Here is a 26,389-nt window from a genome sequence, read left to right on the forward strand (position 1 = left end):
TCGCATGGCACTCTGAGACCTACCAGTGATCGCGAGAGGGCTTTCGCCATGCAGGAATTGAAGGTTATCGGAGTCGAGAACGGCGCGCTGCTCGCAGCGTCAGAGGAGGGTGATCGTTTTAGGATCCCCATCGATGAAGTTCTCCAGTCCCGGCTTCGCCAAACCCAGACCGAAACGACGTCGGGTCCCAAGCTTTCCCCCCGGGAGATCCAGGCCCATATCCGCTCCGGGATGTCTGCCGAAGACGTCGCCGCGGTGACGGGGGCCTCCCTGGATTACGTGCGCCGTTTCGAGGGCCCGGTCGTGGCCGAGCGCGAATACATCGTGTCGTCGGCACTGAGCGTGCCCGTGCACACGGCTATCGACCCGGATCCGCTCGACGACGATGCGAACTTCGGCAGCGTCATCCGGGAACGCCTCGCCTCACTGGGGGCGTCCGACGAACGCTGGGCCAGCTGGAAAGAGCCAGGCGGCGGCTGGATCGTCAAACTCTCCTTCACCGCCGGCGACATCGACCACGACGCCCGCTGGAGCTTCGAACCGAAGAAGAACTCGCTCTCCCCGTTGGGCGGAGAGGCCATCGCGCTGTCCCAGCAGGGTGAACTCAAGGGCGCGCTCATCCCCCGGCTGCGCGCCGTCGGCGCCGAAACGAGCCTCGCCGACGTGTCCCGTTTCGACAGCGGCGCCTTTGCCTTCAAGGAATCCCTGGCCGACGAGATCCTGAACGACACGGCCCCGATCCTCGACCCCGTTCCCTATTCACGCACGGCAGGCACAACGGATGCCGTCTCCAAGGCGGCCATCAAGCGTGCCGACGAGCCCGCCAAGATCCTCGGCGACACGGCCGACCTGCTCGAATCCCTGCGTCGCCGCCGGGGCGAGCGTGAAGCCGCCGTCTTCGAGACCGAGGCGCCCGGAACGAGCCGCCTGGCGCCCAGCGCCGGCGTGCGCCTCGTCGATGTCCCCGCGGAGTCGTTCCCGGAACTCGAAGAGGCCCCTGCGGTCGAAGAGCCGCCGCGGAACGCCTGGGTGAACCAGGCCGCCAAGGCGCAGGCTCGCACAACCGGCAACCAGGGCAAGCGCGGCCGAGCCTCGATGCCGAGCTGGGACGAAATCGTCTTCGGCGCCCGCACCGACGACGACCTCGCCTGACTCCCCTCCTCCTTTCCAAACCCACCCCCTCCGCGGTGGTGAGGTGTGGGTTATAGTCGATTCATCGAACGTATGTTCGAATGACGACGAATCGAGGCGGTGCACAATGCCCCCTGTGGATGAACCGGTCATGATCTGGACCGGAGAAGCCGGCACGCCGGAGCGCCTGGTCTGGCGCTCCCGGCGGTTCCGGGTGACCGACACCCCGACGGCACTGGTGGGGACCTGCGAGTGGTGGCGCCCCTTCGAGCCGCACACCTTCGGCGTGGGCCATCCGCCGCTGACCATTGCCGGCTGGCGATTCCAGGCGACGGCCGACAACGGCGAGACGCACGTGTTCGACGTGCAGCCGGGCGACGGCGACCTGGGCTGGCGGCTCGTGCGCATCTTCGATTAGCCCTGTTCCTCAGCCCCGTGCCCTCGCCCCCGCGCCCTGGACCCCGCGACATCCCTGACCTGACCGGCCATACTGTGAGCATGTCGACGCAGGCCTCACGCCGGCACGTGATCCGGATTCGGCTCGTCCGCCAGGGACTTTTCGACGGCCGGCTGCGCGGCGTGACGGAGGTCACGGACCGCCTGCTCGCCCTCCAGGCCCAGGACTACGCCGCCGCCAAGTGGGCCCTCGGCGTGCGTGCGCCCGGCACGACGCTCGCCGACGTCGACGCCGCCATCAACTCCGGCCGGATCGTGCGGTCCTGGCCGATGCGAGGCACGCTTCACTTCGTTCCCGCCGCCGACCTCTGCTGCATCCAGCCGAGGCAGCAGGTGCTGGTGCTGCTGGACGAGTGGGTGCGCTCCCCCCGGCGACTCGACCGGGACGAGGCGCTCGGGGAATTCGTCCTGCGCTATTTCGACGGGCACGGGCCGGCGACGCTCCGGGACTTCGCCTGGTGGTCGCAGCTCACCGTCGCCGACGCTCGGGCGGGACTCGCGGTCGCCGCGGACCGGCTGGCCGAGCTGGTCGTCGACGGCGTCACCTACTACCTGGCGGCCGCGGCGGACACCGGCGACGCCGACGCGGCCAAGGGGCATCCGACTCAGCGCAGCCCCCTGCTTGCGCTGCCCGCCTTCGACGAGTATCTGATTGGCTACCAGGACCGCAGCTTCGCGATCGACGACGGCAGCCTCGGCCGAGTCGTGCCGGGGGGCAACGGCATGTTCCTTCCGCTCATCCTGGCATCCGGGCGGGTGATCGGCACCTGGCGGCAAACGAAGACGGCGCGGTCCGTGAGCCTCGAACCGAGACCGTTCGACCCCCTCTCGGCCGGCCAGGCGCGTGAATTCGAGCGGGCCGTCGCCCAGTACGCGCACCTCCTGGGCCTCTCAGTGGGCGGCAACCCCACCGCCGCGCCGGCCACCGCGCCGGCGGAGCCTGAGCCGCCACTAGCCTAGGAAGGTGCGACTAACGGCGAGCCTGCGAACCTCCAGCCGGGTTCCCCTGCTCCAGGCTGTGAAGACCGCGGTGGCGACCGTCCTGGCCTGGCTGATCGCGCAACTCCTGCTTCCCGGCGAGCTGCCCATCTTCGCCGCCATCGCCGCGCTGCTCGTCGTGCAGCCGAGCATCAACCAGTCCGTCGGCAAGGCGGTCGAGCGCAGCCTTGGTGTCATCGGCGGTGTGATCATCGCCTACGGCGTCGGCCTGCTGTTCGGCCAGTCGAGCTGGATCGTGCTGCTGACGATCGTCATCTGCATCCTCCTCGCCTGGGCACTGAAGCTGCCGCCCGGGTCGGCCAACCAGGTTCCGATCAGCGCCATGCTCGTGCTCTCGATCGGCACGTCCACCCCCGCGTATGCCCTCGACCGGATCATCGAAACCGTCATCGGCGCCGGCATCGCCCTCATCGTCAATGTGCTCATCGTGCCGCCCGTGCTGCTGGGGCCTTCGCACGGGGCCGTCCGGCGGCTTGCCGGGGAGGTGGCCGACACGCTCGACCGGCTCGCGGCGGCACTTCGCTCGCCCCAGCGGCCGTTCGCGCTCGAGGAGCTGATGCTCACCGCCCGCCTGCTCCGTCCCATGCAGGAGGCGGCGGAACGCGCGATCAAAGACGCGGAGGAGAGCCTCGCCTTCAACCCCCGGCAGGCCAAACACCGTCGGGTGCTGGACGCCGACATCGAGGAGTACAAGCGGCTGAAAGCGCTCGTCACCCGCAGCATCGGCATGACCCGCGCGTTCCGTGACCACTACGACGATGCGCTGCACCTTGAGCCGACCGTGCAGGCCTTCTCCCAGGAACTCGGCCGGGCCGCGCACGATCTCCGACTGCGCGCGCCCGGAGCGGATGCCGCGGCGGGCGAACGCATGCCGTCACCGGGCGAGCCCGCCGCCCTGACCGCACCGCTGATCATCCGCACCCCGCACCCGGAGCACTGGATCCTGATCGGATCCCTGATGGAGGACCTTCGCCGGGTGCGCGAGGAAATCGTCGGGGAATAGCTCGGTTAACGGCCCGACGGGGCCCCGCCGTGTGGCGAGACCCCGTCGATGGTCGAAGACCTAGTCCTGCTTGAGCACGGCCTGGAGCTCGAGGGTGATGGTCACCTTGTCGCCGAGCAGGAAGCCGCCGGTCTCGAGGGCCGCGTTGTAGGTGAGACCGAAGTCTTCGCGCTCGACCTGGGCCTTGGCCGTAGCGCCGGCCTTGTAGTTGCCGTAGGGGTCAACGGCGAAGCCGCCGAATTCGAAGTCGAACGTGACCGGCTTGGTCACACCCTTGATGGTGAGGTCGCCGTCGACGAGGAAGTCGCCCTTTTCCTCGCGCACGCCGGTCGACACGAAGTTGATGGTCGGGTAGGTCTCGGCATCGAAGAAGTCGCCGGTGCGGAGGTGACCGTCGCGGTTGGCCTCGTTGGTGTTGATCGAGGCAACCGTGGCCGAGGCCGAAACGGTCGAGTCGAGCGGGTTCTCGCCGGTGACGAAGGTCGCTTCGAAGCTGTCGAAGGTGCCCTTGACCTTGCTGATCATGATGTGGCGAATGCTGAAGCCGACCTCGCTGTGGGTCGGGTCGATCGTCCAGGTGCCGGCCTTGTAGCCGGGGATGTTCGTGGTGGTGATGCCGCTCATGCGTGCTCCTCAGGTCCGTGGGGCGACACAGGTAGCGCCCTCAGGTATATGCAAGCGCATATGTTCTCCAGTTATTCCGAGAACGAAAAAAGGAATCTTCAGCCGACCGGAACGAACGGCCCGGTGCTGCCGGACAGCGTCCGGCGGAGCACCAGCAGCCTGCGGACGTCGTCGTCAATCGTGGCGAGAGGGATCCTGCCCGAGTCGACGGCCGCAACGATTCCCGTGATCATCAGCGGGATGTCGACCCCGGCGGCAGCCGGATCGGCGGGCAGCACATAGAGCAGCATCGTGTTACCGGCGGCGAGGGCCGAGATCGCGTTCTCGACCGGGTCGGCGTACTGGGGCAGGCCGCTCTGCTGGAGCATGAGCATGTCGTCGGTGATGGCCACGCCGTCGAACCCCAGCTCGGTGCGCAGGATCGCATGCCACTCGGGAGACAGACTGGCCGGGCGGTGGTCGACGGCGGTGTACGCCAGGTGGCCGAACATGACCACCTCCGCCCCCGCGGCTATCCCGGCGCGGAACGGCGGCGCTACCTCGGCCAGCCAGTCGGCGCGGCCGAGTGCCGTGGAGGGGACGCCCCGGTGCGAGTCGCCGTTGGTGGCGCCATGTCCGGGAAAATGCTTGAGCGTGCTCAGCACCCGGCCGTGCTCACCGGAGACGGCAGCGGCGACCCGCTGTTCTCCCTGCGCGGTATCCGTTCCGAGTACCCGGTCGTAGATGAAGAAGTGCGGATCGGGGGTGACGTCCGCGACGATGCCGAAATTGAGGTTGATCCCGGCGCCGGCGAGCAGGGTCGACCGGCTGGTGAACGCCTCGGTCGTCGCCCGCGCCGGCAGCGACTTCAGCTCGTCGGCGCCGGATGCCCGATCGCCGGGCAGGCGGGACACCGTTCCGCCCTCCTGGTCGATGCCGAGCAGGAGCGGCAGCCCGGGGTCGGAGCTGACCCCGGCCGTCAGCGCGGCCAGGTCGGCCGTCTTGGTCGGAACGTTGTCGCCCATCAGGATCAGCCCGCCCAGGCCGTGGGAATCGGCGAAGGAACGCAGCTCCGCGGCATCCGTTCCCGGTCGGTGCAGCATCAGCAGGCTGGCGACCTTCTCGGTCAGGGTCATCGACGCGAGCCGGTCGTCGGCATACGCCGCCACGCGTTCAGCGGATGTCTTCCGCGGAGCGGTGAGACCGCCCGGCTGGCCCGGAGCGGCAGGGGTCGTGCAACCGGCGAGCGCCAGGGGGGTCCAGCAGCACGGCGACGGCGAACGCTCCCAGTGCGCGGAGGCGCCGGGTCGCACCCCGCACTCGCCTGCCCCCGGTCATCAGCCAAGGCTAACCCCGCCGCGGCTCCCCTCCCACCTCCCTCCGGGTTGAACTGCGGAAAAAGTACCTTCGTGGCGCCGGGGAAGGTACTTTGTCCGCAACTGAGCGCGCGATCCGGGCTGCGCAATACACTCGGGATTCGAACGGGAGGTGACGCGTGGGGATCCAGGACATGGGCGGCGAAGCCGTGCTGATCGCAGCGGGGGGCCGTTCAATCCTGCTGCAGATAGCCGATCCTGCCATCGGGCACGGCGTCGCCGGGCACAGCGACTTCGCCGCGAGGCCGCTCGACCGGCTGCGCGGAACCCTGACCTACGTCTACGCCGTCACCTTCGGCACGGAGGATGAGGCCGCGCAGGCCACCCGCCAGGTGAACCGCGCCCACGGGCCGGTGCGAGGCGACGGCGCCGACGGCACACCCGCCTACAGCGCCTTCACCCCCGAGCTCCAGCTCTGGGTCGCCGCGACCCTGTATGACTCCGCGGTGACCATGCACGAGCTCGTGTACGGCCCGATGGAGGACGAGGTGGCCGACACCGTCTACCGGGAGTATGCGAGCCTGGGCACGGCCCTGCAGGTGCCGCCGGACCTGTGGCCGCCGGACCGCGCGGCTTTCCGGGCCTACTGGCGGCGGCGGCTCACCGAACTGAGAACGGATGCCACGACCCGGTCCGTGGCCGTGCAGCTGCTTCATCCGCGAACCGGGCCGGTCTGGCTGCGCCTGGCGATGCCGCTCGGCCGTCTGCTCACCGTCGGGCTCCTGCCCCCGGAGGTGCACCGGCTCTACAACCTGCCGTGGACGGCCGCCTCGCAGCGCCGGTTCGATCGCACCGTGCGCCTCATCGCGGTGGTCTACCCGGCACTCCCCCGCCGGCTGCGGCACTGGCCCAAGGAGCACTTCCTGCGCGCCCTGCGCGCGTCGGTGAAGCCGGGCACGTCGGAGTAGCGACCCCGTAGGCTCGACAGCATGACGGATAGCGCCACACCCCGCCCCTGGCGCAGAACGCCGGTCACCGACCTGCTCGGCATCGACCTTCCGATCGTGCAGGGCGCCTTCGGCGGGCTTGCCTCCGTGCCGCTCGCCGCGGCCGTCAGCAACGCCGGCGGGCTGGGCTCGGTCGGGCTCTACGGCTGCGACCCGGAGCGCATCCGCGACATCGCCGGGCAGCTGCGCACCCTCACGGACCGGCCCTTCGCCCTGAATCTCTGGCTCGAGTTCGAGGAAAGCAGCGACCTGCGACCCACCGAGGCCGAGTTCGCCTCGTGGCTGGAGCCGCTGGCCCCGTATTTCGCCGAACTCGGGGTGCCGCTGCCGAGCCCGCCGGAGCGTTTCCTGCCCGGCTTCGACGAGCAGTTCGAGGCGCTCCTGGCCGCCCGACCAATGGTGGCGAGTTTCGTCTTCGGGGTTCCCCCGGCGAGCGTGCTCGAGCGGTGCCGCGCGGCGGGCATCCGCACGGTCGCCACGGCCACGACGGTGGACGAGGCGGTAGCCCTCGACCGAGCCGGCGTGGATGCGATCGTGGCGACCGGATTCGAGGCCGGCGGGCACCGGGTGTCGTTCCTCCGCCCGGCCGAGGATTCCCTGACCGGGCTGTTCGCGCTCGTTCCCCAGGTCGTCGACGCCGTGAGCGTGCCGGTGATTGCCGCCGGGGGCATCGCCGACGGCCGAGGGATCGCCGCCGCGCTCGCCCTGGGCGCCGCTGCCGCTCAGCTGGGGACCGCGTTCCTCGGCACCGACGAGTCCACCGCGAGCACCGAGCACAAGGCGCTCCTGCGGCACGAGGACGCCGCGCACACGACCCTGACGCGAGTCTTCAGCGGCCGCCTCGCCCGCGGCATCCCCAACCGGATGCTGCGGGAGCTCACGATTGCCGCCCGGACGGCGCCCTTCCCGGCCCAGAACTGGCTCACCGGGCGCCTCAAGCCGGCCGCCGTCGCCCAGGGCAACACCGATCTCGTCTCGCTGTGGGCGGGGCAGGCGGCGCCGCTTCGCCGGGGCGGCCCCGCGGCGGAGCTCGTCGCCGCGCTGGCGGCCGAAACCGACGAAGTCACCGGCCACGGGCGATAGTCTGAAGACCCCTGATCATCCTGAGGTTTTGACCATGCAGCACTCGGCATCCGACCAGCCCGCCGCGCTCGACAGCATCGATCGAAAGATCGTTGCCGCCCTCTCCCGCGACGCCCGCCTCTCGATGCGTGCCATCGCCGAACTGGTTCACATCTCGCGCACGTCGGCGCACACGCGCGTGCAGAACCTCGTGCGTCGGGGCGTCATAACCGGGTTCGGGGCGCAGATCGACCGCAAGTCCCTCGGGCTGCACGTCTCCGCCCTCGTCGTCGTGAAGATCGGGGACGTCTCGTGGGCCGTTATCGCTTCGAAGCTGGCCGAACTGCCCTTCGTCGAGAAGGCCCAGGCTGTCAGCGGCGACATCGACATCATCCTCACCGTCAGCGCCCCGGACCACGAGCAGCTCAGCCAGGCCATCCTGCGGGACATCCACAGCATGCCCGGCGTGATCTCCACCCGCTCGCACCTGATCCTCGAGGAAATCGCGGGCCACTCGCCCGGCGAGACGCCGGACATCTGGCGCTGAAAACACGTTGATCCCAGCCGTTTGTCACGGCCGCGACCAACACCGTGCCAATCGTTCACAACTGTCCCGATGATGCGGCCAGCGGGGCGCGCATGCCGCACGATTACGTCATGAGCCTCAACGTCGAGAGTGCGCCCGTGTTAACGCAGGCGGCACCCACACCCCTCCGATTGATCGATGACGCCGGCCGCGCGGTCGATCCTTCCGAGGCCGGCGGGTTCGCCCTGCCGGCGCCCGAAATCCTGCTGGGCCTGTACCGACGGATGGTCGTCGCCCGCCGTTTCGACGTGCAGGTGACGGCCCTGACGAGGCAGGGACGCCTCGCGACCTACCCCTCCGCGCTCGGACAGGAGGCCTGCGAGATCGCGGCCGTCGCCTCGCTCGGAACCGACGACTGGCTCTTCCCGACCTACCGGGACAGCATCGCCCTGCTGACCCGCGGGGTGCCGCCGGAAGACATCCTCGCCTCGTTCCGCGGCGAGTGGCACAGCGGCTACGACTACTACCAGCACAAAATCGCCCCGCAGGCCACCCCGCTGGCCACCCAGGCGCTGCACGCGGTCGGCCTGGCCACCGCGTCGAAGCTCAAGGGCGACCACACGGTCGCGCTGACCCTGCTCGGCGACGGCGCGACCAGCGAGGGCGACGCCCACGAGGCGTTCAACTTCGCGGCCGTCTGGCAGGCGCCGGTCGTGTTCCTGGTGCAGAACAACCAGTTCGCGATCAGCGTGCCGCTGGACAAGCAGATGGCCTGCCGCACGATCGCCGACAAGGCCATCGGCTACGGCATGCCCGGCTACTTCGTCGACGGCAACGACGTCGCCGCCATGTATGCGGTCGTCTCGGCCGCCGTCGACACCGCCCGGAACGGCGGCGGACCGTCTCTGATCGAGGGACTCACCTACCGGATGGAGGCGCACACCAACTCGGATGACCCGACTCGGTACCGTGACTCCTCGGATGTCGAGGCCTGGCGCGGCCGCGATCCGATCGAACGCCTCGAGAAGTACCTCGTCTCCGTGGGCGTGCTGACGGACGGCGAACGGGCCGATATCACCCGGGAGGCCGAAGAACTCGCGGCTGCGACGCGTGAGTGCATGACGAAGACAGCCGTCATCGACCCGCTCGAGCTGTTCGAACACGTCTATGCCACCCCCCGCACGGCCCTCGCCGAGCAGCGGGACTTCCTGGCGAACGAAATCGCCGAGCACGAGGCTGCGGCCGCCACAACGACGGGTGAAGCGGCATGACCTCGCACACCAGAACACAGACCGCACCGGCCACGCGCCCGGCCGCCCCGATGACCATGGCCGCGGCACTGAATGCGGCCATCCGCGACGCGATGGTCGACGACCCGTCGGTCGTGCTGTTCGGTGAGGATGTCGGCCCGCTCGGCGGCGTCTTCCGGGTCACCGACGGGCTCTACGCCGAGTTCGGCGAGACCAGGGTCAGCGATTCCCCGCTGGCCGAGTCCGGCATCATCGGGACCGCGATCGGGATGGCCATCTACGGCCTGCGCCCGGTGGTGGAGATGCAGTTCGACGCCTTCAGCTACCCGGCGTTCGAGCAGATCGTCTCCCACGTTGCCAAGATGCGCAACCGCACCCGCGGCAAGATCCAGCTGCCGATCGTCATCCGCATCCCCTACGCCGGCGACATCGGCGGTGTCGAGCACCACTCCGATTCCTCGGAGGCCTACTGGGCATCCACGCCGGGCCTCACCGTGGTGACTCCGTCGAACCCGGCCGACGCCTACTCGATGCTGCGCGAAGCCATCGCCAGCGACGATCCGGTGATCTTCATGGAGCCCAAGAGCCGCTACTGGTCGAAGGCTGAGCTCGCGCTGCCGGTGCGGACCGCGCCGATGAGCACCGCCGTTGTGGTCCGGGAGGGCACCGACGTCACGCTCATCGCCTACGGTCCAACCGTCAAGACCGCGTTGGCCACCGCCGAACTTGCCACCGAGGAGGGCCTCTCGATCGAGGTCATCGACCTGCGCAGCCTGTCGCCGTTCGACGATGAGACGGTCAGCGCCTCCGTGCGCAAGACCTCCCGCGCCGCCGTTATCCACGAGGCCGCCCAGTTCGGTGGTTACGGCGCCGAGGTCGCGGCCCGCCTCACCGAACGCAACTTCTACTACCTGTCCGCGCCGATCCTGCGCATCACCGGGTTCGACATCCCCTACCCGTCGCCCAAGCTCGAGGAGTACTTCCTGCCCACGCCCGACCGTATCCTGGCCGCACTCGGAACCTGGGAGTGGTCATAATGGGACGCGATTTCCTGCTGCCCGACCTCGGTGAGGGACTCACCGAGGCCGAGATCGTCAACTGGCTGGTCGCCGTGGGCGACACGATCGCCATCGACCAGCCCGTCATCGAGGTCGAATCGGCCAAGTCGATCGTCGAGCTGCCGTCGCCGTTCGGCGGCGTCGTCGAGAAGCTCTTCGGCGAGGTGGGCGAGGTCATCCACGCCGGCTCGGTGCTGCTGACGGTGGCGGATGACTCCGCCGCCGTCGCACCCGCCCCTGCGACCGTTCCGCCCGTCAAGGCTGCTGCCCCGGAGGACCCGGCCGGGGAAACCGGGCGCCCGCTCGTCGGCTACGGGCCGGGCGAAAGCACCCGTGGGGTTCGCCGGCCTGCCGGTGGACGATTCGGCCGGCCCGCTGCGCCGACGGAGGCTCCTGGGCCGGCCGCCGCTGCTGCCCCGGCTACTCCGGCCGCCGCTTCCCCGGCCGCCGTTTCCGCCGCTCCCGCAGTTCAGGGCCCGGCCGTCGCGCTGCTCGACCCTGCCCGCCGGTCGCCGGTGGTCTCGCCCCTCGTGCGTCGGCTGGCCAGGGAGAACGGCTTCGACGCGAGCCAGCTGAGCGGGAGCGGCGCTCAGTCCCTGGTGCTGCGCGGCGATGTCGAGTCGTACATCCGAAGCCGGCAGGCGTCGAAACAGGCCGTCGCCGCCCCAGCCGCAGCGCCCGCCGCAGCGCCCGCCCAAACCCCGGCGCGATCTGCCGACCGGCCGGTCGCGACGCCGGCCCTGCCTGCCGCCGTGCTCGAAGACATCCGTATCCCGATCACCGGGCTGCGCAAGGTCGTCTCGCAGCGCCTGACCACGTCCCGCCGGGAAATCCCGGAGGCGACCATCTGGATGGACGTCGATGCCACTGAGCTGTTCGTCGCCAGGGACCGCCTGCTCACGGCCACCGGGGAACGCTTCAGCGTGACCGCGCTGATTGCCCGGTTCGTGGTCGCGGGGCTGCGGAAGTACCCGCTGCTGAACTCCTCCGTCGACACCGCGAGCCAGGAGATCCTGCAGCACGCGGCGATCAACCTCGGGCTCGCCGCGCAGACCTCACGCGGCCTCATGGTGCCGGTCGTGCACGGGGCGCAGACGATGACCACGCGGCAGCTGCGCGATGCCATCGCCGGCATCGTGGCTGCGTCGGCCGACGGCACCTTCCCGCCCAGCACCCTCACCGGCGGAACGTTTACCCTGAACAACTTCGGCTCCCTCGGCGTCGACGGGTCCGCGGCGATCATCAACCACCCGGAGGCCGCGATCCTCGGCATCGGGCGGATGATCGAACGCCCGTGGGTGGTCAACCACGAGCTCGCTGTGCGCACCGTCGTCGAATTGTCGATGGTCTTCGACCACCGGGTCTGCGACGGCGGAACCGCCGCCGGATTCCTCACCTACATCGCCGGCTGCATCGAGAACCCCGTGGCGATGCTCGCCGACCTCTAGGACCCGCCTCACCTACGCGCTGAGTTGCGGAGAAGGTACCTTCGTTGGCAAATTGAAGGTACTTTTTCCGCAACTCAACCTGAAAGTCGCCCAGTACAGCTAGACCTTGGCGACCAGGGTGAGCACGTCGTAGGTGGCGACGACCTCGTCGTTCTGGTTGTGCAGCACGGCGTCCCAGCGCACCTCGCCGTACTCCTCAGTCTCGCGCGGCGTGATCCGCTTGGCCGTGAGGGTGACGCGGATGCTGTCGCCGGCGGCCACGGGGGTCACGAAGCGCAGGCGCTCGAGGCCCGAATTCGCCAGCACCGGGCCGGGCGCGGCATCCACGAACAGCCCGGCCGCCCAGGACAGCAGCAGGTAGCCGTGCGCGACGATCCCGGGGAAGAACGGGTTCGCCGCGGCAGCCTCCTCGTCGGTGTGCGCGTAAAACTTGTCGCCGGTGGACTCGGCGAACGCGCTGATGTCGTCCAGAGTCACCGTGCGCAGCCCGCTGGCCACCTGGTCGCCGACGCGGAGCTCGGCGAGGGACTTGCGGAACGGGTGGATGCCGGTGCGCACCATGGCTCCGGTGTGCCACTCGCCGGTGATGGCGGTGAGCATGTCGGGCGAACCCTGGATGGCCGTGCGCTGCATGTGGTGCAGCACCGAGCGGATGCCGCCGAGCTCCTCGCTGCCGCCGGCCCGCCCGGGGCCGCCGTGCACGAGGTGCGGGACAGGCGAGCCGTGCCCGGTGCTGCTGCGCGCGTCGTCGCGGTCGAGCATGAGCACGCGGCCGTGGTGGGCGGCGATTCCGAGCACGAGGGCACGGGCGACCTCCGGGTCGTGGGTCGCTACCGTGGCGACCAGGGAACCGCCGCCGAGCGCGGCGAGGGCCACGGCGTGGTCGAGGTTGTCGTATTCGATGATCGAGGCGACCGGGCCGAAGGCCTCGATCTCGTGCACGGCGGCGCTCTCGGCGTCGTCGAACGCCAGCAGCAGCGGGCCGACGAACGCGCCGGCCGGGTCGGTCCCGTCCGGGGCATCCAGCGAGCCCATCACGATGCGGCCGCCGCCGTCGACCAAGCGGGCGGCGCTGGAGAGCACCTCTCCGCGCTGGTCCATGCTCGCGAGCGGCCCCATCGTGACGCCCTCGGTGCGCGGGTCGCCGATGCTGACCCGCTTGCCGACGCGCTCGGTGACGGCGGCGACGATGTCGTCGCGCATCCCGGCCGGCACGATGACGCGGCGGATGCTGGTGCACTTCTGGCCGGCCTTCGACGTCATTTCGGTGACGACGGATGCGACATAGGCGTCGAACTCCGGGGTGCCGGCAACGGCATCCGGGCCGAGGATCGCGGCGTTGAGGGAATCGGTCTCGCTGGTGAACCGCACCCCGCCGTGCACGATGTTCGGGTGCGATTTGAGGGCGCGGGCGGTGGAGGCCGAGCCGGTGAAGCCGACGAGGTCGCGGTAGTCGAGGTGGTCGATCAGGTCGCGGGCGCTGCCGGAGACGAACTGCAGCGAGCCGGCCGGCAGGATGCCGGAGGCGAGCATGTGGCGCACGATCGCCTCGGTGAGGTAGCCGGTGGGTGTTGCCGGCTTGACGATCGAGGGCACGCCGGCGATGAAGGCCGGCGCGAACTTCTCGAGCATGCCCCAGACCGGGAAGTTGAACGCGTTGATCTGGCAGGCGACGCCCGGGATGCGGGTGTAGATGTGCTGGCCGCTGAACGACCCGTCGCGGGAGAGCGCCTCGACGTCGCCGTCGACGTAGACCTGGCTGTTGGGCATCTCGCGACGCCCCTTCGAGGAGAGCGTGAAGAGCACGCCGATGCCGCCGTCGATGTCGACCATCGAGTCGCGCTTGGTCGCGCCGGTGCTCGCGGAGAGCTCGTAGAGCTCCTCCTTGACACCGCCGAGGTACTGCGCGAGCTGCTTGAGCAGAAGGGCGCGCTGGTGGAAGGTGAGCTTTCCGAGCGAGGCCTGGCCGACCGTGCGGGCGTGTTCGACCACGGCGGCGAGGTCGAGCCCGTCGGCGCTGACCTTCGCGACCTCGGCCCCGGTGCTCGCGTCGAGTACGGACTGGGTCTTCGCGCCCTCGGCGGGCGACCACCAGGCATCCTTCACATAGCTCGGCACGACGGTGCTGGGGGCCACTGTGGTGGGTTCGAGGAGTGTCATGATGCGTCCTTCCAGTCGTAGAAGCCACGGCCGCTTTTGCGTCCGAGGTTTCCCTGCGCGACCATGTCGCGCAGCAGTTGTGGTGGGGCGAACCGGTCGCCGAGGGTCTTTTGCAGGTGTTCGGCGATGCCGAGCCGCACGTCGAGGCCGACGATGTCGGTGGTCTTGAGCGGGCCGACCGGATGCTTGTAGCCGAGCACCATGGCCGCATCGATGTCCTCGGGGCTGGCGACGCCCTCCTCGACCATGCGGATGGCCTCGAGGGCGATCGCGACGCCGAGGCGGGAGCTGGCGAAGCCGGGGGCGTCGCGCACCATGATCGGGGTCTTGCCGAGGGCGCTCACCCAGCCGCGGGCGAGGTCGGCGAGTTCCGGGCTGGTGCCCTCCCCCGTGACGACCTCGATCAGGGTCGACACCGGGACCGGGTTGAAGAAGTGCAGTCCGATGAAGCGTTCGGGGCGGTCGAGGGCTTCGGCGAGTTCCGTGATGGAGAGCGACGAGGTGTTCGAGGCCAGCCAGGCGGTGGGGGCCAGGTGCGCCTCGACCGTGCGGAGCGCCTGGGTCTTGAGCGCGGGGATCTCGGGCACGGCCTCGACGACGAGCCCGGAGCCGGCGAAGGCCGCGGCATCCGTGGAAACGGTGAGCCGGTTGTCGAGGTCGGCGCGGGTGGCGGACACTGTGCCGCGGCTGAGCGACTTGTCGACGGCCGACATGACCCGGTCGCGGGCGGCCCGGGCCGCGTCGTCACCCTGCTCCACGACGGTCACCCGCGCCCCGGCGAGCAGGAAGGCGTGGGCGATGCCCGCGCCCATCCGGCCGCCGCCAAGCACTCCGACCAACGCGGGCACTCCGACAGAATCGGGCGCGCCGGCCGTGTTCGGCAGGCCGAGGGCCTCCTGGGCTGTCGTCATCGCTTCTTCCTTTCCAGGAACGCGGTCATGCGGGCGAATTTCGCCTCTGATTCGAAGAGCACGGCCTGCGCCTCGTTGTCGGCCTGCGGATGCGCGTCGGCCGGGGCGTGGAAGACCTGCTTGGCGATGCGCGTGGCGAGGGGGTCCTGCTTGGCGATGCGGTCCGCGAGGGCGTGCGCGGCGGCGAGGAGGGCGCCCGGCTCGTGCACCTCGGTGACGAGGTGCACGGCCAGCGCCTCGTCCGCGTTCAGGATCCGGCCGGCCAGGATGATCTCCTTGGCGACGGGCTCCCCGACGAGCTCCGCGAGGCGCCAGAGCGCCCCGGCGGCGGGGATGATGCCCAGTGCGGTCTCGGGGTTGCCCAGGCGCACCGTGGTGGAGGCGATCCGGAAGTCTGCGGCGTAGGCGAGTTCCGCGCCGCCGCCGAGCGCCCAGCCGTCGAGGGCCGCAATCACGGGCATCGGCAGGCGGGCGATCCGCCCGAACAGGCCGGAGTTGATGCCCTGCAGCGCGTCGGCCGCGCGTCGTTCGCGGAGCTGGGCGATGTCGGCTCCGGAGGCGAAGATTCCGCCCGCGCCGGAGATGATCAGGATGCGCGGCTCGCGTTCGAGTTCGGCGCAGACCAGGTGCAGCTCGTCGATCATGGCCTGGTCGATCGCGTTGCGGACCTCCGGGCGATTCAGCTGCACGTGCAGCCGATCCGGGCCCCGGTCGATGAGCAGGGTGGAGAACTCCGCGGGCAGAGAGTCCCGAGGCGCAGAATCCTCGGCCACGGAATCGCCGGCCATCTAGACGAGCTCCACGAGCAGGGACGCACCCTGGCCGACACCGACGCACATGGTGGCGATCCCGCGCCGGGCGCCTTCGCGCTCCATCCGGCCGAGAAGCGTGATCAGGATGCGGCTGCCGGACGAGCCGAGCGGATGCCCGAGCGCGATGGCCCCGCCGTGCCGGTTGACGATCTCCGGGTCGAGCCCGAGCCGGCGGATCGTGGCCAGGGACTGGGTGGCGAAGGCCTCGTTGAGCTCGACGGCGTCGATGTCGCCGATGGTCAGCCCCTGGCGGCCCAACAGCTTCTCGGTGGCCGGGACCGGGCCGAGGCCCATGATCTCCGGCGCCAGGCCGGCGCTCGCTCCGCCCACGACGCGGGCGCGGGGGGTGAGCCCGAGCCGGGCGATGGCCGACTCGCTGGCCACGATGATGGCGGAGGCGCCGTCATTGAGGGAGCTCGCATTGCCCGCGGTGACAACGCCGCCGGGGCGCACGACCGAGCGGAGCCCGGCCAGCTTCTCCAGGGTGGTCTCGGGCCGGGGGCCTTCGTCGTCCAGGACAAGGCCGGCCTTCGTCGGCACGCCCACGATTTCCGGCGCGAAGGTGCCTTCGGTGCGGGCGGCCACGGCCAGCCGGTGGGAGCGCAGGGCGAAGGCGTCGGCATCCTCGCGGGTGATCCCGTCGAGGGTGGCGACCTCTTCGGCCGTCTCCGACATGGAGAAGGTGGCCTTGTCCCTGGCGGTGAGGCGCGGATTGGTGAAACGCCAGCCGATCGAGGTGTCGACGATCTCGCCGGGCTTGGCGAAGGCCTTCTCCGGCTTGGCCAGCACCCAGGGCGCGCGCGTCATGGACTCGACGCCGCCGGCGATCACCAGGTCGGCTTCCCCGGCCTTGATCATGTTGGCGGCCATGTGCACCGCGGACAGGCCCGAGGCGCACAGCCGGTTGACCGTGATGCCGGGCACGCTGTCGGGCAGTCCGGCCAGCAGGATCGCCATCCGGGCGACGTTGCGGTTGTCTTCGCCGGCCTGGTTGGCCCCGCCGAGGATGACCTCGTCGATCAGGGCCGGATCGATGCCGGAGCGGGAGACGACGGATGCGAGCACGAGCGCCGCGAGATCGTCCGGCCGCACCCCCGCAAGCGCCCCGCCGTATCGGCCGATGGGAGTGCGGACACCATCGACGAGGAATGCTTCGGACATGGCTCCATCACCTTCGACCTACGAATTACTAACTGACCGTTCGTTCCGTAAAGAATGTCACAGGAATGGCCGGGCGGTCAAACCGCGTCGGCTCGCCCGTGGCGGCCGGCTAGAAGAAGTCGTCGGGAGTGCCGGCGGCCTTCGTGACCTCGTCGGTGTTGACCCGGGCGGCGTTGAGCTTGGCCATTGCGACGCGGAGGCCGGACTCCATCTGCGCGGCCCAGACCTCGGTTTCCCGGCTCGCCGTGACGGCGGCATCCGCCCGCTCCAGGGCCCTTTCCTTCTCGGCCCGTTCGTTCTTCACCTGCTGGATGCTGAGTGTGACGCCGTAGTACGCGGCGACCATCGACGCTATCGGGGTGGCGAACACGGCCAGTGCGTTGATGGACTCGTTCGTGACGCCCACGACCATCAGCACGATGAACGCGATCGCCAGCGCGCCCATGGCCGCGAGGATGACGAGCGTCGTGCGCTGCGGAACCGCCGGGCGGGCGGCAGACGGGGCGGGCGCGGGACGGTACGGCGCGGGCTCCGCGGTCGTGGCCGGCGGGTCGTCGGAGCGCCGGCCCTCGGCATACGACAACACTTCGGTCTCGGCGATCGGCAGCGTTCGGGTTGGCGTGGCTGGGGGCAGGTTAGTCATGTCTCACTCCGTCGTCCTGGTGGTTGTGCGGCGTTGCCTGGGGCGGCTCGCCGGGGAACACGCGTTTGTAGCTGCGCCCGTCGGGCAATTCGACCGTTCGGCTGGCGAGTCTGCCCCGGCTCACCTGAAGGTACACCGCCTGCGGGGTGATCCCGAGTTGCGCCGCCGCCTCGGCGACCGAGAGCCCGGGGAGGTCTGTCGGCACGCTGCTCGGGCGCGCCGCGCGCTTGCGTCCGGCATCCTGCCTGGCCGCGATTTCCGCGTCGCTGCCCTGCCAACGCCACTTGGCGGCGGCGGGCTTCAGCCCGGCGGCATCGGCGACCTGCTCCCAGCTTGCGCCCTGCTCGCGGGCCGCGCGCACGCCGGCCAGGCTGGCAGGGTCGGTGTCGAGGGCGACGAGCAGCGCGCGGATGGCGCGCAGCCGCTCGAGCGGCGCGGAACCGGTGTCGCCGTCGAGTTCGGCGAGGCGTGCGAGCGCGGCGCTCGTTGTCGGTGCGAGAAAGATGCCCATGGTGGTCCTACGCTAGCGCGCGGCATCGAGCACGACGACGGCGTGCGGCGCGAGCAACAGGGAGCCCGGCTCGCGGCCGAGCACGGCATCCCCGGACGCAGCCAAGGACACCAGCACCGCGCCGGCGCCCGAGGGCACGACTCGAGGCTCCACGCCGAAGTTGATCAGAACCTCGGTCTCGCCGCGGCGGAAGCGCAGCCAGTGCTCGGCCTCGTCGAACCCTACCCGTACCCGGTCGAACCTGGGGTCGGTGAAGTCCGGATGCCCGCGCCTGAGCGCACCGAGGGCTCGGTAGAACGCCAGCACGCGCCGGTGGCCCGGCTCGGCGAGCTCGTCCCAGTCGAGCCTGGAGCGTTCGAAGGTGGCGGGATCCTGCGGGTCGGGCACGACGTTCGGGTCCCAGCCCATCCGGGCGAACTCGCCGATGCGGCCCTTCGCGGTGGCCTCGCCCAGCTCGGGTTCCGGGTGCGAGGTGAAGAACTGCCAGGGCGTCCGGGCCCCCCATTCCTCGCCCATGAACAGCATCGGGGTGAACGGTCCGAGCAGGGTCAGCGCCGCGGCGATCGCCAGCTGGCCGGCGTCGAGCTGGGCGGTCAGCCGGTCTCCGGTTGCGCGGTTGCCGATCTGGTCGTGGTTCTGCGAGCCGACGACGAGACGCCAGGCGGGCATCCGCTCGGTGTCGATGCGGCGGCCGTGCACGCGGCCGCGGAAGCTGGAGTACGTGCCGTCGTGGAAGAAGCCGCGGGTGAGCACCTTGGCCAGGGCCCCGAGCGGTTCGAAATCGGCGTAGTAGCCGACCGTCTCGCCGGTGAGCGCGACGTGCACGGCGTGGTGGAAATCGTCGCTCCACTGGGCGTCGAGGCCGTAGCCGCCCGCCTCTCGCGGCGTGATCAGCTGTGGGTCGTTGAGGTCGGATTCCGCGATCAGGGTGAGCGGACGTCCCGCCGAGGCGCTGAGGGCGGCGACCTCGGCGGCCAGCTCCTCGAGCAGGTGGGTCGCGCGTTCGTCGTGGAGCGCGTGCACGGCATCGAGCCGGAGGCCGTCGACGTGGTAGTCGCGCATCCACATGAGTGCATTTTCGATGATGTAGGCGCGCACCGGGTCGGAGTCGGGTCCGTCGAGGTTGACCGACGATCCCCAGGTGGTGCCGCCGGCCTCGCCGAGGTATGGCCCGAAGACGGGCAGGTAGTTGCCGCTCGGCCCGAGGTGGTTGTAGACGACGTCCTGGATGACGCCGATGCCTGCGGCGTGGCAGGCGTCGACGAAGCGCTGGTAGGCCGCGGGCCCGCCGTAGCCCTCGTGCACGGCGTACCAGAGCACACCGTCGTAGCCCCAGTTGTGCGTGCCGTTGAAGGCGTTGACGGGGAGCAGCTCGACGAAGTTGACGCCGATCGACTTCAGGTGGTTGAGCCGGGCGGACGCGGCATCCAGCGTCCCCTCCGGGGTGAACGTGCCGAGGTGCAGTTCGTAGATCGTGCTGCCGGCCAGCTGGCGGCCGGTCCAGGCTGCGTCCTGCCAGGAATGGGCTCCGGCGTCGAAGGTGCGCGACAGCTCATGCACGCCGTGCGGCTGCCGTCGGGACCGCGGGTCGGGATACGGCCCCTCCCCGTCCACCCGGAACCCGTAGTCCATCCCTCCGCCTGCCCCGTCGCCCGTGCCGCCTGTCCCGTCGCCCGTGCCGCCTGTCCCGTCGCCGCCGTCAACCGTCCCTCGCCACCATCCCCCTTCCCCCCGTTCCATCCCGCGAAACTGCAGTTGTGCGCGTTCTGGGGGCGTTTTAGCGCGCACAATTGCGGTTTCGCGGGAATCGGAGTCGGGGATGGGGATGGGGAGGGCGAAGACGAGGTCGACGGTTGTGGCGGCGGGGGCCCAGACCTCGAAGGTCACGTTCTGCGGCTTAGCGATCATGAGTGGAATTCCCCTCGTCATGGTGCGGCGCGGGCACGAGCAGCGCGACGGGGTAGCGGCCGAGCAAGTCGGCGACGCGCAGCAGCCCGCCGTCGAACCGTTCGCCCGTGAGCACGTCGACGACCGCACGGCCCGCGAGCACGATGGCCGTGTCGCCCCAGCCGCCGGATGCCTCGAGTCCGAGCGGCAGGCGGGTCGCCACGGTGACGGCCCCGCCGCGGTCGAACGCGACCACGTGGACCGCCGCGGCGCCGATGGCCTCGACGGGGGCATAGCGCACGAAGCGCTCGGCCTCGTCTCGCCGGAGGCGCAGGGCCCGGGAGGTGACGAGCAGCTTGGCGGCGCCGGATTCGTCGATCGGCGGCAGCCAGCCGTCGTCGATCCGGGCGAGCAGCTCGCGCCGCAGCCCGTAGTCGACCGGTCGGCGATTGTCGGGGTCGACGAGGGAGGTCTCCCACAGTTCACTGCCCTGGTACACGTCGGGAACGCCCGGCGCGGTCAGCTGCAGCAGCTTGGCCGCGAGCGAGTTGCTCCAGCCTGCCTGTCGCACGCGGTCGACGAACTCCTTAACCAGCCCTCGAACCGCCGGGTCGTCGATGTCGGCGGTGACGAGGGCCTGCATGGCGGCCTCGAATTCGGCGTTCGGTTCCGTCCAGGTCGTGGAGGTGCCGGCCTCCCTGGCCGCCTTGAGCGCGTAGGCGGCGAGCCGGTCGGTGGAGGCGGGCCAGGCGCCGACGATGGCCTGCCAGAGCAGGTTCTCGAACGGGGCGTCGCCGAGCGGGGCAGCCGCCCGGAGCTCGGCCAGGGTCGCTTCCCACTCGGCGGGGATCTCGGCGAGCACGGAAATGCGGGCGCGGACATCCTCGCTGCGTTTCGTGTCGTGGGTCGACAGGGTCGTCATCGAGGTGGGGAATGCCGCCTGCCGCGCCTGCTGGCGCTCGTGGAATGTGGGCACGGCGACGGCGAACTCCTCCGGGTCGGCGCCCACCTCGTTGAGCGACGTCAGGCGGCTGTAGCGGTAGTACGCGGTGTCCTCGACGCCCTTGGCCATCACCATGCCGGAGGTCTGCTGGAACCGCACGGCGGCCGGATGCGCCGGGTCGGCCAGCAGGGGCAGCAGCCGGTCGATCAGCGGGGCCAGCCCGGGCCGGCGAAGGCCGGCGAGCCGGGCGGCCGTCCGAAGGTCGGCGGCGCCGACCGGGAGGTATGACCGGTACACCGGGAACCAGGCCAGCAGCTCGGCGATCGCGTCGTCGGTGCCGGTCTCGGCGGGCAGGAGCCGGGCCAGGCGCAGTACCTCCGAGCGGAGGATCCCGTCGGCGATGGCGCGCTTCCGCTGGTAGACCAGCTCCGGCCAGGACATTTCCGGCCGGCCGGCGTCCCGCTGGAGGCGGGTCTCCAGGGCGTCGAGCGGTGCCTGCCCGGCCGGGTCGACGAGCACGCGGTCGAAGTCGGCGAGGGCGTCGTAGCCCGTGGTTCCGGCGGTCGGCCAACTCGTCGGAAGTTGTTCGCGCCCCTCGAGGATCTTCTCGACGAGCACGTAAGCGCCGTTCGTGGCTGCAGCGAGCTGGTCGAGGTACCCGCCCGGATCGGCGAGGCCGTCGGGGTGGTCGACCCGGAGGCCCTGCACGAGGCCTTCCCGGAGCCAGCGGATGATCTCCGCGTGCGATTCCGCGAACACCCAGGGCACATCGACCCGGATTCCGGCGAGGCTGTTCACCCCGAAAAAGCGCCGGTAGTTGAGTTCCGCGTCGGCCCGGCGCCAGCCCACGAGTTCGTAGTGCTGCCGGGCGTGCACGGCCTGGGCATCCGCCCCGTCGTCGGCGGTGCCGGGAGCCAGCGGGAACCGGTGGTCGTAGTAGCGCAGTTCACCGTCGATGACCGTCAGCCGGCTGACGTCCTCGTCGTCGCCGAGCACGGGCAGCCGGATCCTGCCGGCCCCGAAGGACCAGTCGACGTCGAAGGCCTCGGCGTAGCGCGAGGCCTGGCCGTGCTGCAGCAGGTCCCACCACCAGGCGTTCAGCGCGGGTGTCTGCACTCCCATGTGGTTCGGGACGATGTCGACCAGGATGCCGTGCCCGGCCGCCGCCCCGGCCGCCGCGAGCCGGGCGAGTGCTGCGGCGCCGCCGCGTGCCGGATCGACCTGGGAGTGGTCGACGACGTCGTAGCCGTGGTCGGAGCCGTCCTCCGCTTTGAGCAGCGGTGACAGGTAGAGCCAGTCGGCGCCGAGGTCGCCGAGGTAGTCGAGCACGCCGGTGGCCGCATCGAGGTCGAAGCCGGCCGTGACCTGGAGCCGGTAGGTGGTGACCGGAGCCTTCACTCCGATTCCCTGGGCGTGGCGGCCTTGCGCCTCCCCGACGCGGGTTTCCTGGCCTGCGGGGCCGCCTCTGGCGACGGTTCGCCGGGCGGCGTGAACGCCGCCCCCGCGCTGAACGACGGCAGCGACGGCGACGCCGACTGCGCCGCCAGGGAGGCGGCGACCGAGTGGTCCGGAGCGACTTCCGGCGGCTGGTACGCGCGCAGCACGTGCAGCGATCGTGACGGCAGCGTCAGGGTCTCCCCGGCCGGCCGGGGCAAGGAGTCGGCTCCGGCGCCCGCCGTGTCGACCACGATCTCCCATGCCCTGGCGTACTCCGCGCTGGGCAGGGTGAAGCGCACGTCTTCCGGATCCGCGTTGAAGAGCAGCAGGAAGTTCACGTCGATCACCGGCTCGCCGCGCACGTCGCGTTCCCGGATGCCGTCGCCATTGAGGAACATCCCGACCGTGCGGGCACGGTTCTCGTCCCAGTCCTGCTGCTGCATCTCCGCGCCGTCGCTGTTCAACCAGACGATGTCGGCCAGTGGGGCTCCGTCGACCCGTTTCCCGGGGTGGCCGTCGAAGAACCGGCTGCGCCGGAACGTCGGATGCTCCTTCCGCAGCCTCGACACGGCCGCGGTGAACTCTACCAGCGGCTGGTCCGCCTCGTCCCAGTGGATCCAGCTCAGCTCGTTGTCCTGCGCGTAGGTGTTGTTGTTGCCCTGCTGGGTGCGACCCAGCTCGTCGCCGTGCAGGATCATCGGCACGCCCTGCGACAGCAGCATCGTCGCGAGGAAGTTACGGTGCTGGCGGGCGCGCAGGGCGCGGATCTCCGGGTCATCCGTCGGCCCCTCGACACCGGAGTTCCAGGAGCGGTTGTGCGATTCGCCGTCCTGGTTGTTCTCGCCGTTGGCGTCGTTGTGCTTCTCGTTGTACGACACGAGGTCGTTCATCGTGAACCCGTCGTGGGCGGTGACGAAGTTGATCGAGGCCACCGGGCGCCGGCCGGAGTGCTCGTAGAGATCGGCCGATCCGGTGATCCGGGAGGCGAACTCCCCCAGCGTCGACGGCTCGCCGCGCCAGAAGTCGCGCACGGTGTCGCGGTACTTGCCGTTCCACTCGGTCCACTGGGCCGGGAAGTTGCCCACCTGGTAGCCGCCGGGGCCGACGTCCCACGGCTCCGCGATGAGCTTCACCTGGGAGACGATCGGGTCCTGCTGCACCATTTCAAAGAAGGTGGAGAGCTTGTCGACGTCGTACAGGTCCCGGGCCAGGGCGGAGGCCAGGTCGAACCGGAATCCGTCGACGTGCATCTCGATCGCCCAGTAGCGCAGCGAATCCATGATCAGCTGCAGCGAGTGCGGGTGCCGCACGTTCAGCGTGTTGCCGGTGCCCGTGTAGTCGATGTAGTGGCGCAAGTCACCGTCCATCAGGCGGTAATACGCCTCGTTGTCGATGCCCTTGAACGAGATCGTCGGGCCGAGGTGGTTGCCCTCCGCGGTGTGGTTGTAGACGACGTCGAGGATGACCTCGATACCGGCCGCGTGCAGCGCACGCACCATTCCCTTGAACTCCTGCACCTGCTGGCCTCGGTCGCCGCTGGCCGAGTAGGCGTTGTGCGGCGAGAGGAAGCCGATCGTGTTGTAGCCCCAGTAGTTGTTCAGGCCCTGTTCGACGAGGGTGCCGTCGTTGACGAACTGGTGCACCGGCATCAGCTCGATCGCCGTGACGCCGAGCTTCTGCAGGTGGTCGATGACCGACGGATGCGCGACGCCGGCGTAGGTTCCGCGCTGGTCCTCCGGCACGGCATCCTGCAGCTGGGTGAGGCCCTTTACGTGGGCCTCGTAGATGAGGGTCTCGCTGTAGGGGGTGTGCAGGGGCTGTTCGCCCTGCCAGTCGAAGTAGGGGTTGACCACGACGCCCATCATCATGTGCGGGGCGGAGTCCTGGTCGTTGCGGGAATCCGGGTCGCCGAAGTTGTAGGAGAAGAGCGCGGGATCCCAGTCGATCGCGCCGCTGGTCGCCTTGGCGTAGGGGTCGAGCAGGAGCTTGTTGGGGTTGGAGCGCTTGCCTTCGCCCGGGTTGTACTCGCCGTGCACGCGGTAGCCGTAGCGCTGGCCCGGCTGCGTGTGCGGCAGGTAGCAGTGCCAGATGAACGCACTGGACTCGATGACCTCGACGCGGGTCTCGACACCGTCGTCGTCGAAGAGGCACAACTCGACGCGCTCGGCTGCTTCGCTGTACAACGCGAAGTTGGTGCCGCTGCCGTCGTAGGTTGCGCCGAGGGGGTAGGCGGTTCCGGGCCAGGTTTCCAAGGGACTCCTCCAGGGGATAGGAGATCGGGTGGTCGGGTGAGAGACCAGCTGCGCCGGCGGGCTCACCAACGACGTTACCGCCTCGGGTCGCCGGGGGTGGGCGCGTTCGCTGCCAGGCGAGCGCGCACCAGGGGCGCGACCTCGCTGCCGTAGAGCTCGATGCTGGTCATCAGCTTCTCGTGCGGCAGGGTGCCCAGGCTGTACTTGAGGTCGAACCGGGACAGTCCGAGGCCCTCCGCGACCTTCGCGATCTTGGTGGCGACGGTCTGCGGAGAGCCGACGAAGAGTGCGCCGTCGGGGCCGGCGTCATGCTCGAACCGGTCGCGGGACATGGGCCCCCAGCCGCGTTCGCGGCCGATGCGCTCCTGCATGGCGGCGAAGTGCGGCCACATCTCGTCTCGGGCCTGCGCATCCGTCGCGGCGATGTAGCCCGGCGAGTGCTGGCCGATCGGCAGCGTCGTTCGGTCGAATTTGGCCAGGGCGCGGTGGTAGAGGTCCACGAGAGGCGCGAAAGACAGGGGCTCGCCGCCGATGATGGCCAGCATCAGGGGCAGGCCGTAGTGAGCGGCACGGATGACCGACTGCGGGCTGCCGCCCACGCCGATCCAGGTGCGGAGCGCCCCCGACTCGGTCGGCGGGAAGACCCGCTGCCGGTCGAGACCGGCCCGGGTCTCGCCCTGCCAGGTCACCGGTTCCTCGGTGAGGAGCTCGGTGAAGAGGTTGAGCTTTTCCTCGAACAGCAGTTCGTACTGGTCGAGTTCGTAGCCGAAGAGCGGGAACGACTCGGTGAACGACCCCCGCCCGAGGATGACCTCCGCGCGGCCGTTCGAGACCGCGTCGAGGGTGGCGAACCGCTGAAACACCCGCACGGGGTCGTCGGAGCTGAGCACGGTCACAGCGGAACCGAGGCGGATGCGTTCGGTCTGTCCCGCGATCGCGGCGAGCACGACCTCCGGGGCCGAGACGGAGAAGTCCTCCCGGTGGTGCTCCCCGATCCCGAAGAAGTCCAGTCCGACCTGGTCGGCCAGCACGGCCTCGGCGACGACGTTGCGCAGCACCTGCCACTGGGGCAGCGGCCGGCCGTCGGCATCCCAGGTGACGTCACCGAAGGTGTCCAGACCCAGTTCAAGCTCGTGTGTCATGCGGCAGGCGCCCTTCCGAGGTTGCGGTGCATGCATATGCATCCATCTAGTGAACCGCGCGCGCCCGCGCACTATTCCGCGGTGTCACTCCTGCGCGGCGTCACTCCCCGCGCGTCTGGGTCGCGCTTCGGGTCCCCCGGTCGCGCCACCGCTGCCAGAGCCGGGTGAGGATCCGCCTCACGTAGGCGCCGAAACGGGCCGCCGCGGGAAACTCGGTGCCGAGCGTTGCGAGCCCGAGGAAGACGATCAGCCAGCCGGGTCCGGGCAGAGGCACCAGGATCAGGCCGACGATGACGATGAGCGTGCCGAGCACCGCGATGCCGAGGCGATATGCCCAGCGCAGCCGAGGGTAGCGTTCGACCCATTCCCGGGAGCGGCGCAGGAAGCGCCGGATCGGCTGCCTCGGGCTGATGCCGATCTCGATATCGCGTGGCAGACCATCGTTGCGTGCGAGGTCGTCATCGCCGGGGGGTTGTCTGGACACAACAGCCAGCGTAAACCGCAAGTCTGGGAGAGGGCTAGTGAACCGTCAGGCTCCGGACGAATCCGAGGCCGCTTCGAATGTCGGTGGTCGGGTATTGACTGTTCTCATGGACCTCATCACTGAGTACCTGACTTACCCGGACAATGAGTTCGGGGATGGCAAGCCCGGGGACGGCAGGCCCGAGGGC

At 70.0% G+C, this 26,389-nt stretch carries 23 protein-coding genes; 10 read left to right on the forward strand and 13 right to left on the reverse strand.

Annotation, left to right across the window (positions count from 1 at the left end):
* Positions 1-48 precede the first annotated feature (48 nt).
* The 4 genes from sepH (at position 49) to E3T54_RS01940 (ending at position 3,589) form a co-directional block, all read left to right on the forward strand.
* The gene (sepH, locus tag E3T54_RS01925; RefSeq protein ID WP_134474333.1) at positions 49-1,152 is read left to right on the forward strand and encodes a septation protein SepH; all 1,104 of its coding nucleotides are present in this window, start codon (positions 49-51) and stop codon (positions 1,150-1,152) included.
* 106 nt (positions 1,153-1,258) lie between these two features.
* The gene (locus E3T54_RS01930) at positions 1,259-1,549 is read left to right on the forward strand and encodes a hypothetical protein (protein WP_092324697.1); all 291 of its coding nucleotides are present in this window, start codon (positions 1,259-1,261) and stop codon (positions 1,547-1,549) included.
* Between the two features lie 80 nt (positions 1,550-1,629).
* The gene (locus E3T54_RS01935) at positions 1,630-2,547 is read left to right on the forward strand and encodes a winged helix DNA-binding domain-containing protein (protein WP_134474334.1); all 918 of its coding nucleotides are present in this window, start codon (positions 1,630-1,632) and stop codon (positions 2,545-2,547) included.
* Between the two features lie 4 nt (positions 2,548-2,551).
* The gene (locus E3T54_RS01940; protein ID WP_134474335.1) at positions 2,552-3,589 is read left to right on the forward strand and encodes an aromatic acid exporter family protein; all 1,038 of its coding nucleotides are present in this window, start codon (positions 2,552-2,554) and stop codon (positions 3,587-3,589) included.
* A 60-nt stretch (positions 3,590-3,649) separates the two neighbouring features.
* Here E3T54_RS01940 and E3T54_RS01945 read toward each other — a convergent pair whose 3' ends face one another.
* Together E3T54_RS01945 and E3T54_RS01950 are read right to left on the reverse strand one after the other, a co-directional pair.
* Positions 3,650-4,213 carry a YceI family protein gene (locus E3T54_RS01945; RefSeq protein WP_134474336.1) on the reverse strand — a complete coding sequence of 188 codons (564 nt, stop codon included), beginning with the start codon at positions 4,211-4,213 and terminating at the stop codon, positions 3,650-3,652.
* A gap of 98 nt (positions 4,214-4,311) precedes the next feature.
* Positions 4,312-5,361: a glycoside hydrolase family 3 N-terminal domain-containing protein gene (locus tag E3T54_RS01950; RefSeq protein WP_241977008.1), complete on the reverse strand. Its 1,050-nt coding sequence runs from the start codon at positions 5,359-5,361 to the stop codon at positions 4,312-4,314.
* A 326-nt stretch (positions 5,362-5,687) separates the two neighbouring features.
* On the opposite strand from E3T54_RS01950, the gene E3T54_RS01955 reads away from it, so the two are divergent.
* The 6 genes from E3T54_RS01955 to E3T54_RS01980 all read left to right on the forward strand — a co-directional run bounded on the left by E3T54_RS01955 (position 5,688) and on the right by E3T54_RS01980 (position 11,859).
* On the forward strand, positions 5,688-6,476 hold the full coding sequence (locus tag E3T54_RS01955) for an oxygenase MpaB family protein (protein ID WP_370254627.1): 789 nt from the start codon (positions 5,688-5,690) through the stop codon (positions 6,474-6,476).
* Between the two features lie 21 nt (positions 6,477-6,497).
* Complete coding sequence (locus E3T54_RS01960) at positions 6,498-7,598, forward strand: nitronate monooxygenase family protein (RefSeq protein ID WP_134474337.1); 1,101 nt, start codon at positions 6,498-6,500, stop codon at positions 7,596-7,598.
* A 34-nt stretch (positions 7,599-7,632) separates the two neighbouring features.
* On the forward strand, positions 7,633-8,124 hold the full coding sequence (locus E3T54_RS01965; protein ID WP_134474338.1) for an Lrp/AsnC family transcriptional regulator: 492 nt from the start codon (positions 7,633-7,635) through the stop codon (positions 8,122-8,124).
* A 110-nt stretch (positions 8,125-8,234) separates the two neighbouring features.
* The gene (gene pdhA, locus E3T54_RS01970; protein ID WP_134474339.1) at positions 8,235-9,374 is read left to right on the forward strand and encodes a pyruvate dehydrogenase (acetyl-transferring) E1 component subunit alpha; all 1,140 of its coding nucleotides are present in this window, start codon (positions 8,235-8,237) and stop codon (positions 9,372-9,374) included.
* On the forward strand, positions 9,371-10,390 hold the full coding sequence (locus E3T54_RS01975) for an alpha-ketoacid dehydrogenase subunit beta (RefSeq protein ID WP_134474340.1): 1,020 nt from the start codon (positions 9,371-9,373) through the stop codon (positions 10,388-10,390). The genes pdhA and E3T54_RS01975 overlap by 4 nt, the downstream gene beginning before the upstream one ends.
* Positions 10,390-11,859 (forward strand): dihydrolipoamide acetyltransferase family protein, encoded by a 1,470-nt coding sequence (locus E3T54_RS01980; protein ID WP_134474341.1) that lies wholly within the window; start codon positions 10,390-10,392, stop codon positions 11,857-11,859. The genes E3T54_RS01975 and E3T54_RS01980 overlap by 1 nt, the downstream gene beginning before the upstream one ends.
* A 99-nt stretch (positions 11,860-11,958) precedes the next feature.
* Here the strand turns inward: E3T54_RS01980 and paaZ are convergent, their stop codons facing one another.
* The 11 genes from paaZ to E3T54_RS02035 all read right to left on the reverse strand — a co-directional run bounded on the left by paaZ (position 11,959) and on the right by E3T54_RS02035 (position 26,202).
* Positions 11,959-14,019 (reverse strand): phenylacetic acid degradation bifunctional protein PaaZ, encoded by a 2,061-nt coding sequence (paaZ, locus tag E3T54_RS01985; RefSeq protein ID WP_134474342.1) that lies wholly within the window; start codon positions 14,017-14,019, stop codon positions 11,959-11,961.
* The gene (locus E3T54_RS01990) at positions 14,016-14,930 is read right to left on the reverse strand and encodes a 3-hydroxyacyl-CoA dehydrogenase family protein (protein WP_134474343.1); all 915 of its coding nucleotides are present in this window, start codon (positions 14,928-14,930) and stop codon (positions 14,016-14,018) included. Before E3T54_RS01990 ends, paaZ begins: the two co-directional genes overlap by 4 nt.
* Positions 14,927-15,718 (reverse strand): enoyl-CoA hydratase/isomerase family protein, encoded by a 792-nt coding sequence (locus E3T54_RS01995; RefSeq protein WP_134474344.1) that lies wholly within the window; start codon positions 15,716-15,718, stop codon positions 14,927-14,929. The genes E3T54_RS01990 and E3T54_RS01995 overlap by 4 nt, the downstream gene beginning before the upstream one ends.
* A complete protein-coding gene (locus E3T54_RS02000; RefSeq protein ID WP_134474345.1) occupies positions 15,719-16,903 on the reverse strand; it encodes an acetyl-CoA C-acyltransferase in 1,185 nt (394 codons plus the stop codon).
* Between the two features lie 109 nt (positions 16,904-17,012).
* Positions 17,013-17,546: a hypothetical protein gene (locus tag E3T54_RS02005; protein WP_134474346.1), complete on the reverse strand. Its 534-nt coding sequence runs from the start codon at positions 17,544-17,546 to the stop codon at positions 17,013-17,015.
* The gene (locus E3T54_RS02010) at positions 17,539-18,057 is read right to left on the reverse strand and encodes a hypothetical protein (protein WP_134474347.1); all 519 of its coding nucleotides are present in this window, start codon (positions 18,055-18,057) and stop codon (positions 17,539-17,541) included. The genes E3T54_RS02005 and E3T54_RS02010 overlap by 8 nt, the downstream gene beginning before the upstream one ends.
* Before the next feature lie 12 nt (positions 18,058-18,069).
* Positions 18,070-19,965: a malto-oligosyltrehalose trehalohydrolase gene (gene treZ / locus E3T54_RS02015; protein WP_241977009.1), complete on the reverse strand. Its 1,896-nt coding sequence runs from the start codon at positions 19,963-19,965 to the stop codon at positions 18,070-18,072.
* Complete coding sequence (treY, locus tag E3T54_RS02020; protein ID WP_134474348.1) at positions 19,955-22,285, reverse strand: malto-oligosyltrehalose synthase; 2,331 nt, start codon at positions 22,283-22,285, stop codon at positions 19,955-19,957. Before treY ends, treZ begins: the two co-directional genes overlap by 11 nt.
* The gene (glgX, locus tag E3T54_RS02025; RefSeq protein WP_134474349.1) at positions 22,282-24,576 is read right to left on the reverse strand and encodes a glycogen debranching protein GlgX; all 2,295 of its coding nucleotides are present in this window, start codon (positions 24,574-24,576) and stop codon (positions 22,282-22,284) included. Before glgX ends, treY begins: the two co-directional genes overlap by 4 nt.
* Positions 24,577-24,650: 74 nt before the next feature.
* Positions 24,651-25,718 (reverse strand): LLM class flavin-dependent oxidoreductase, encoded by a 1,068-nt coding sequence (locus E3T54_RS02030; protein WP_092324671.1) that lies wholly within the window; start codon positions 25,716-25,718, stop codon positions 24,651-24,653.
* A gap of 100 nt (positions 25,719-25,818) precedes the next feature.
* Entirely contained in the window at positions 25,819-26,202 is a 384-nt protein-coding gene (locus E3T54_RS02035) for a TIGR02611 family protein (RefSeq protein WP_092324669.1), read from the reverse strand.
* Positions 26,203-26,389: the final 187 nt, after the last annotated feature.

The organism is Cryobacterium sp. Sr8 (assembly GCF_004403225.1).
GTDB lineage: Bacteria > Actinomycetota > Actinomycetes > Actinomycetales > Microbacteriaceae > Cryobacterium > Cryobacterium psychrotolerans.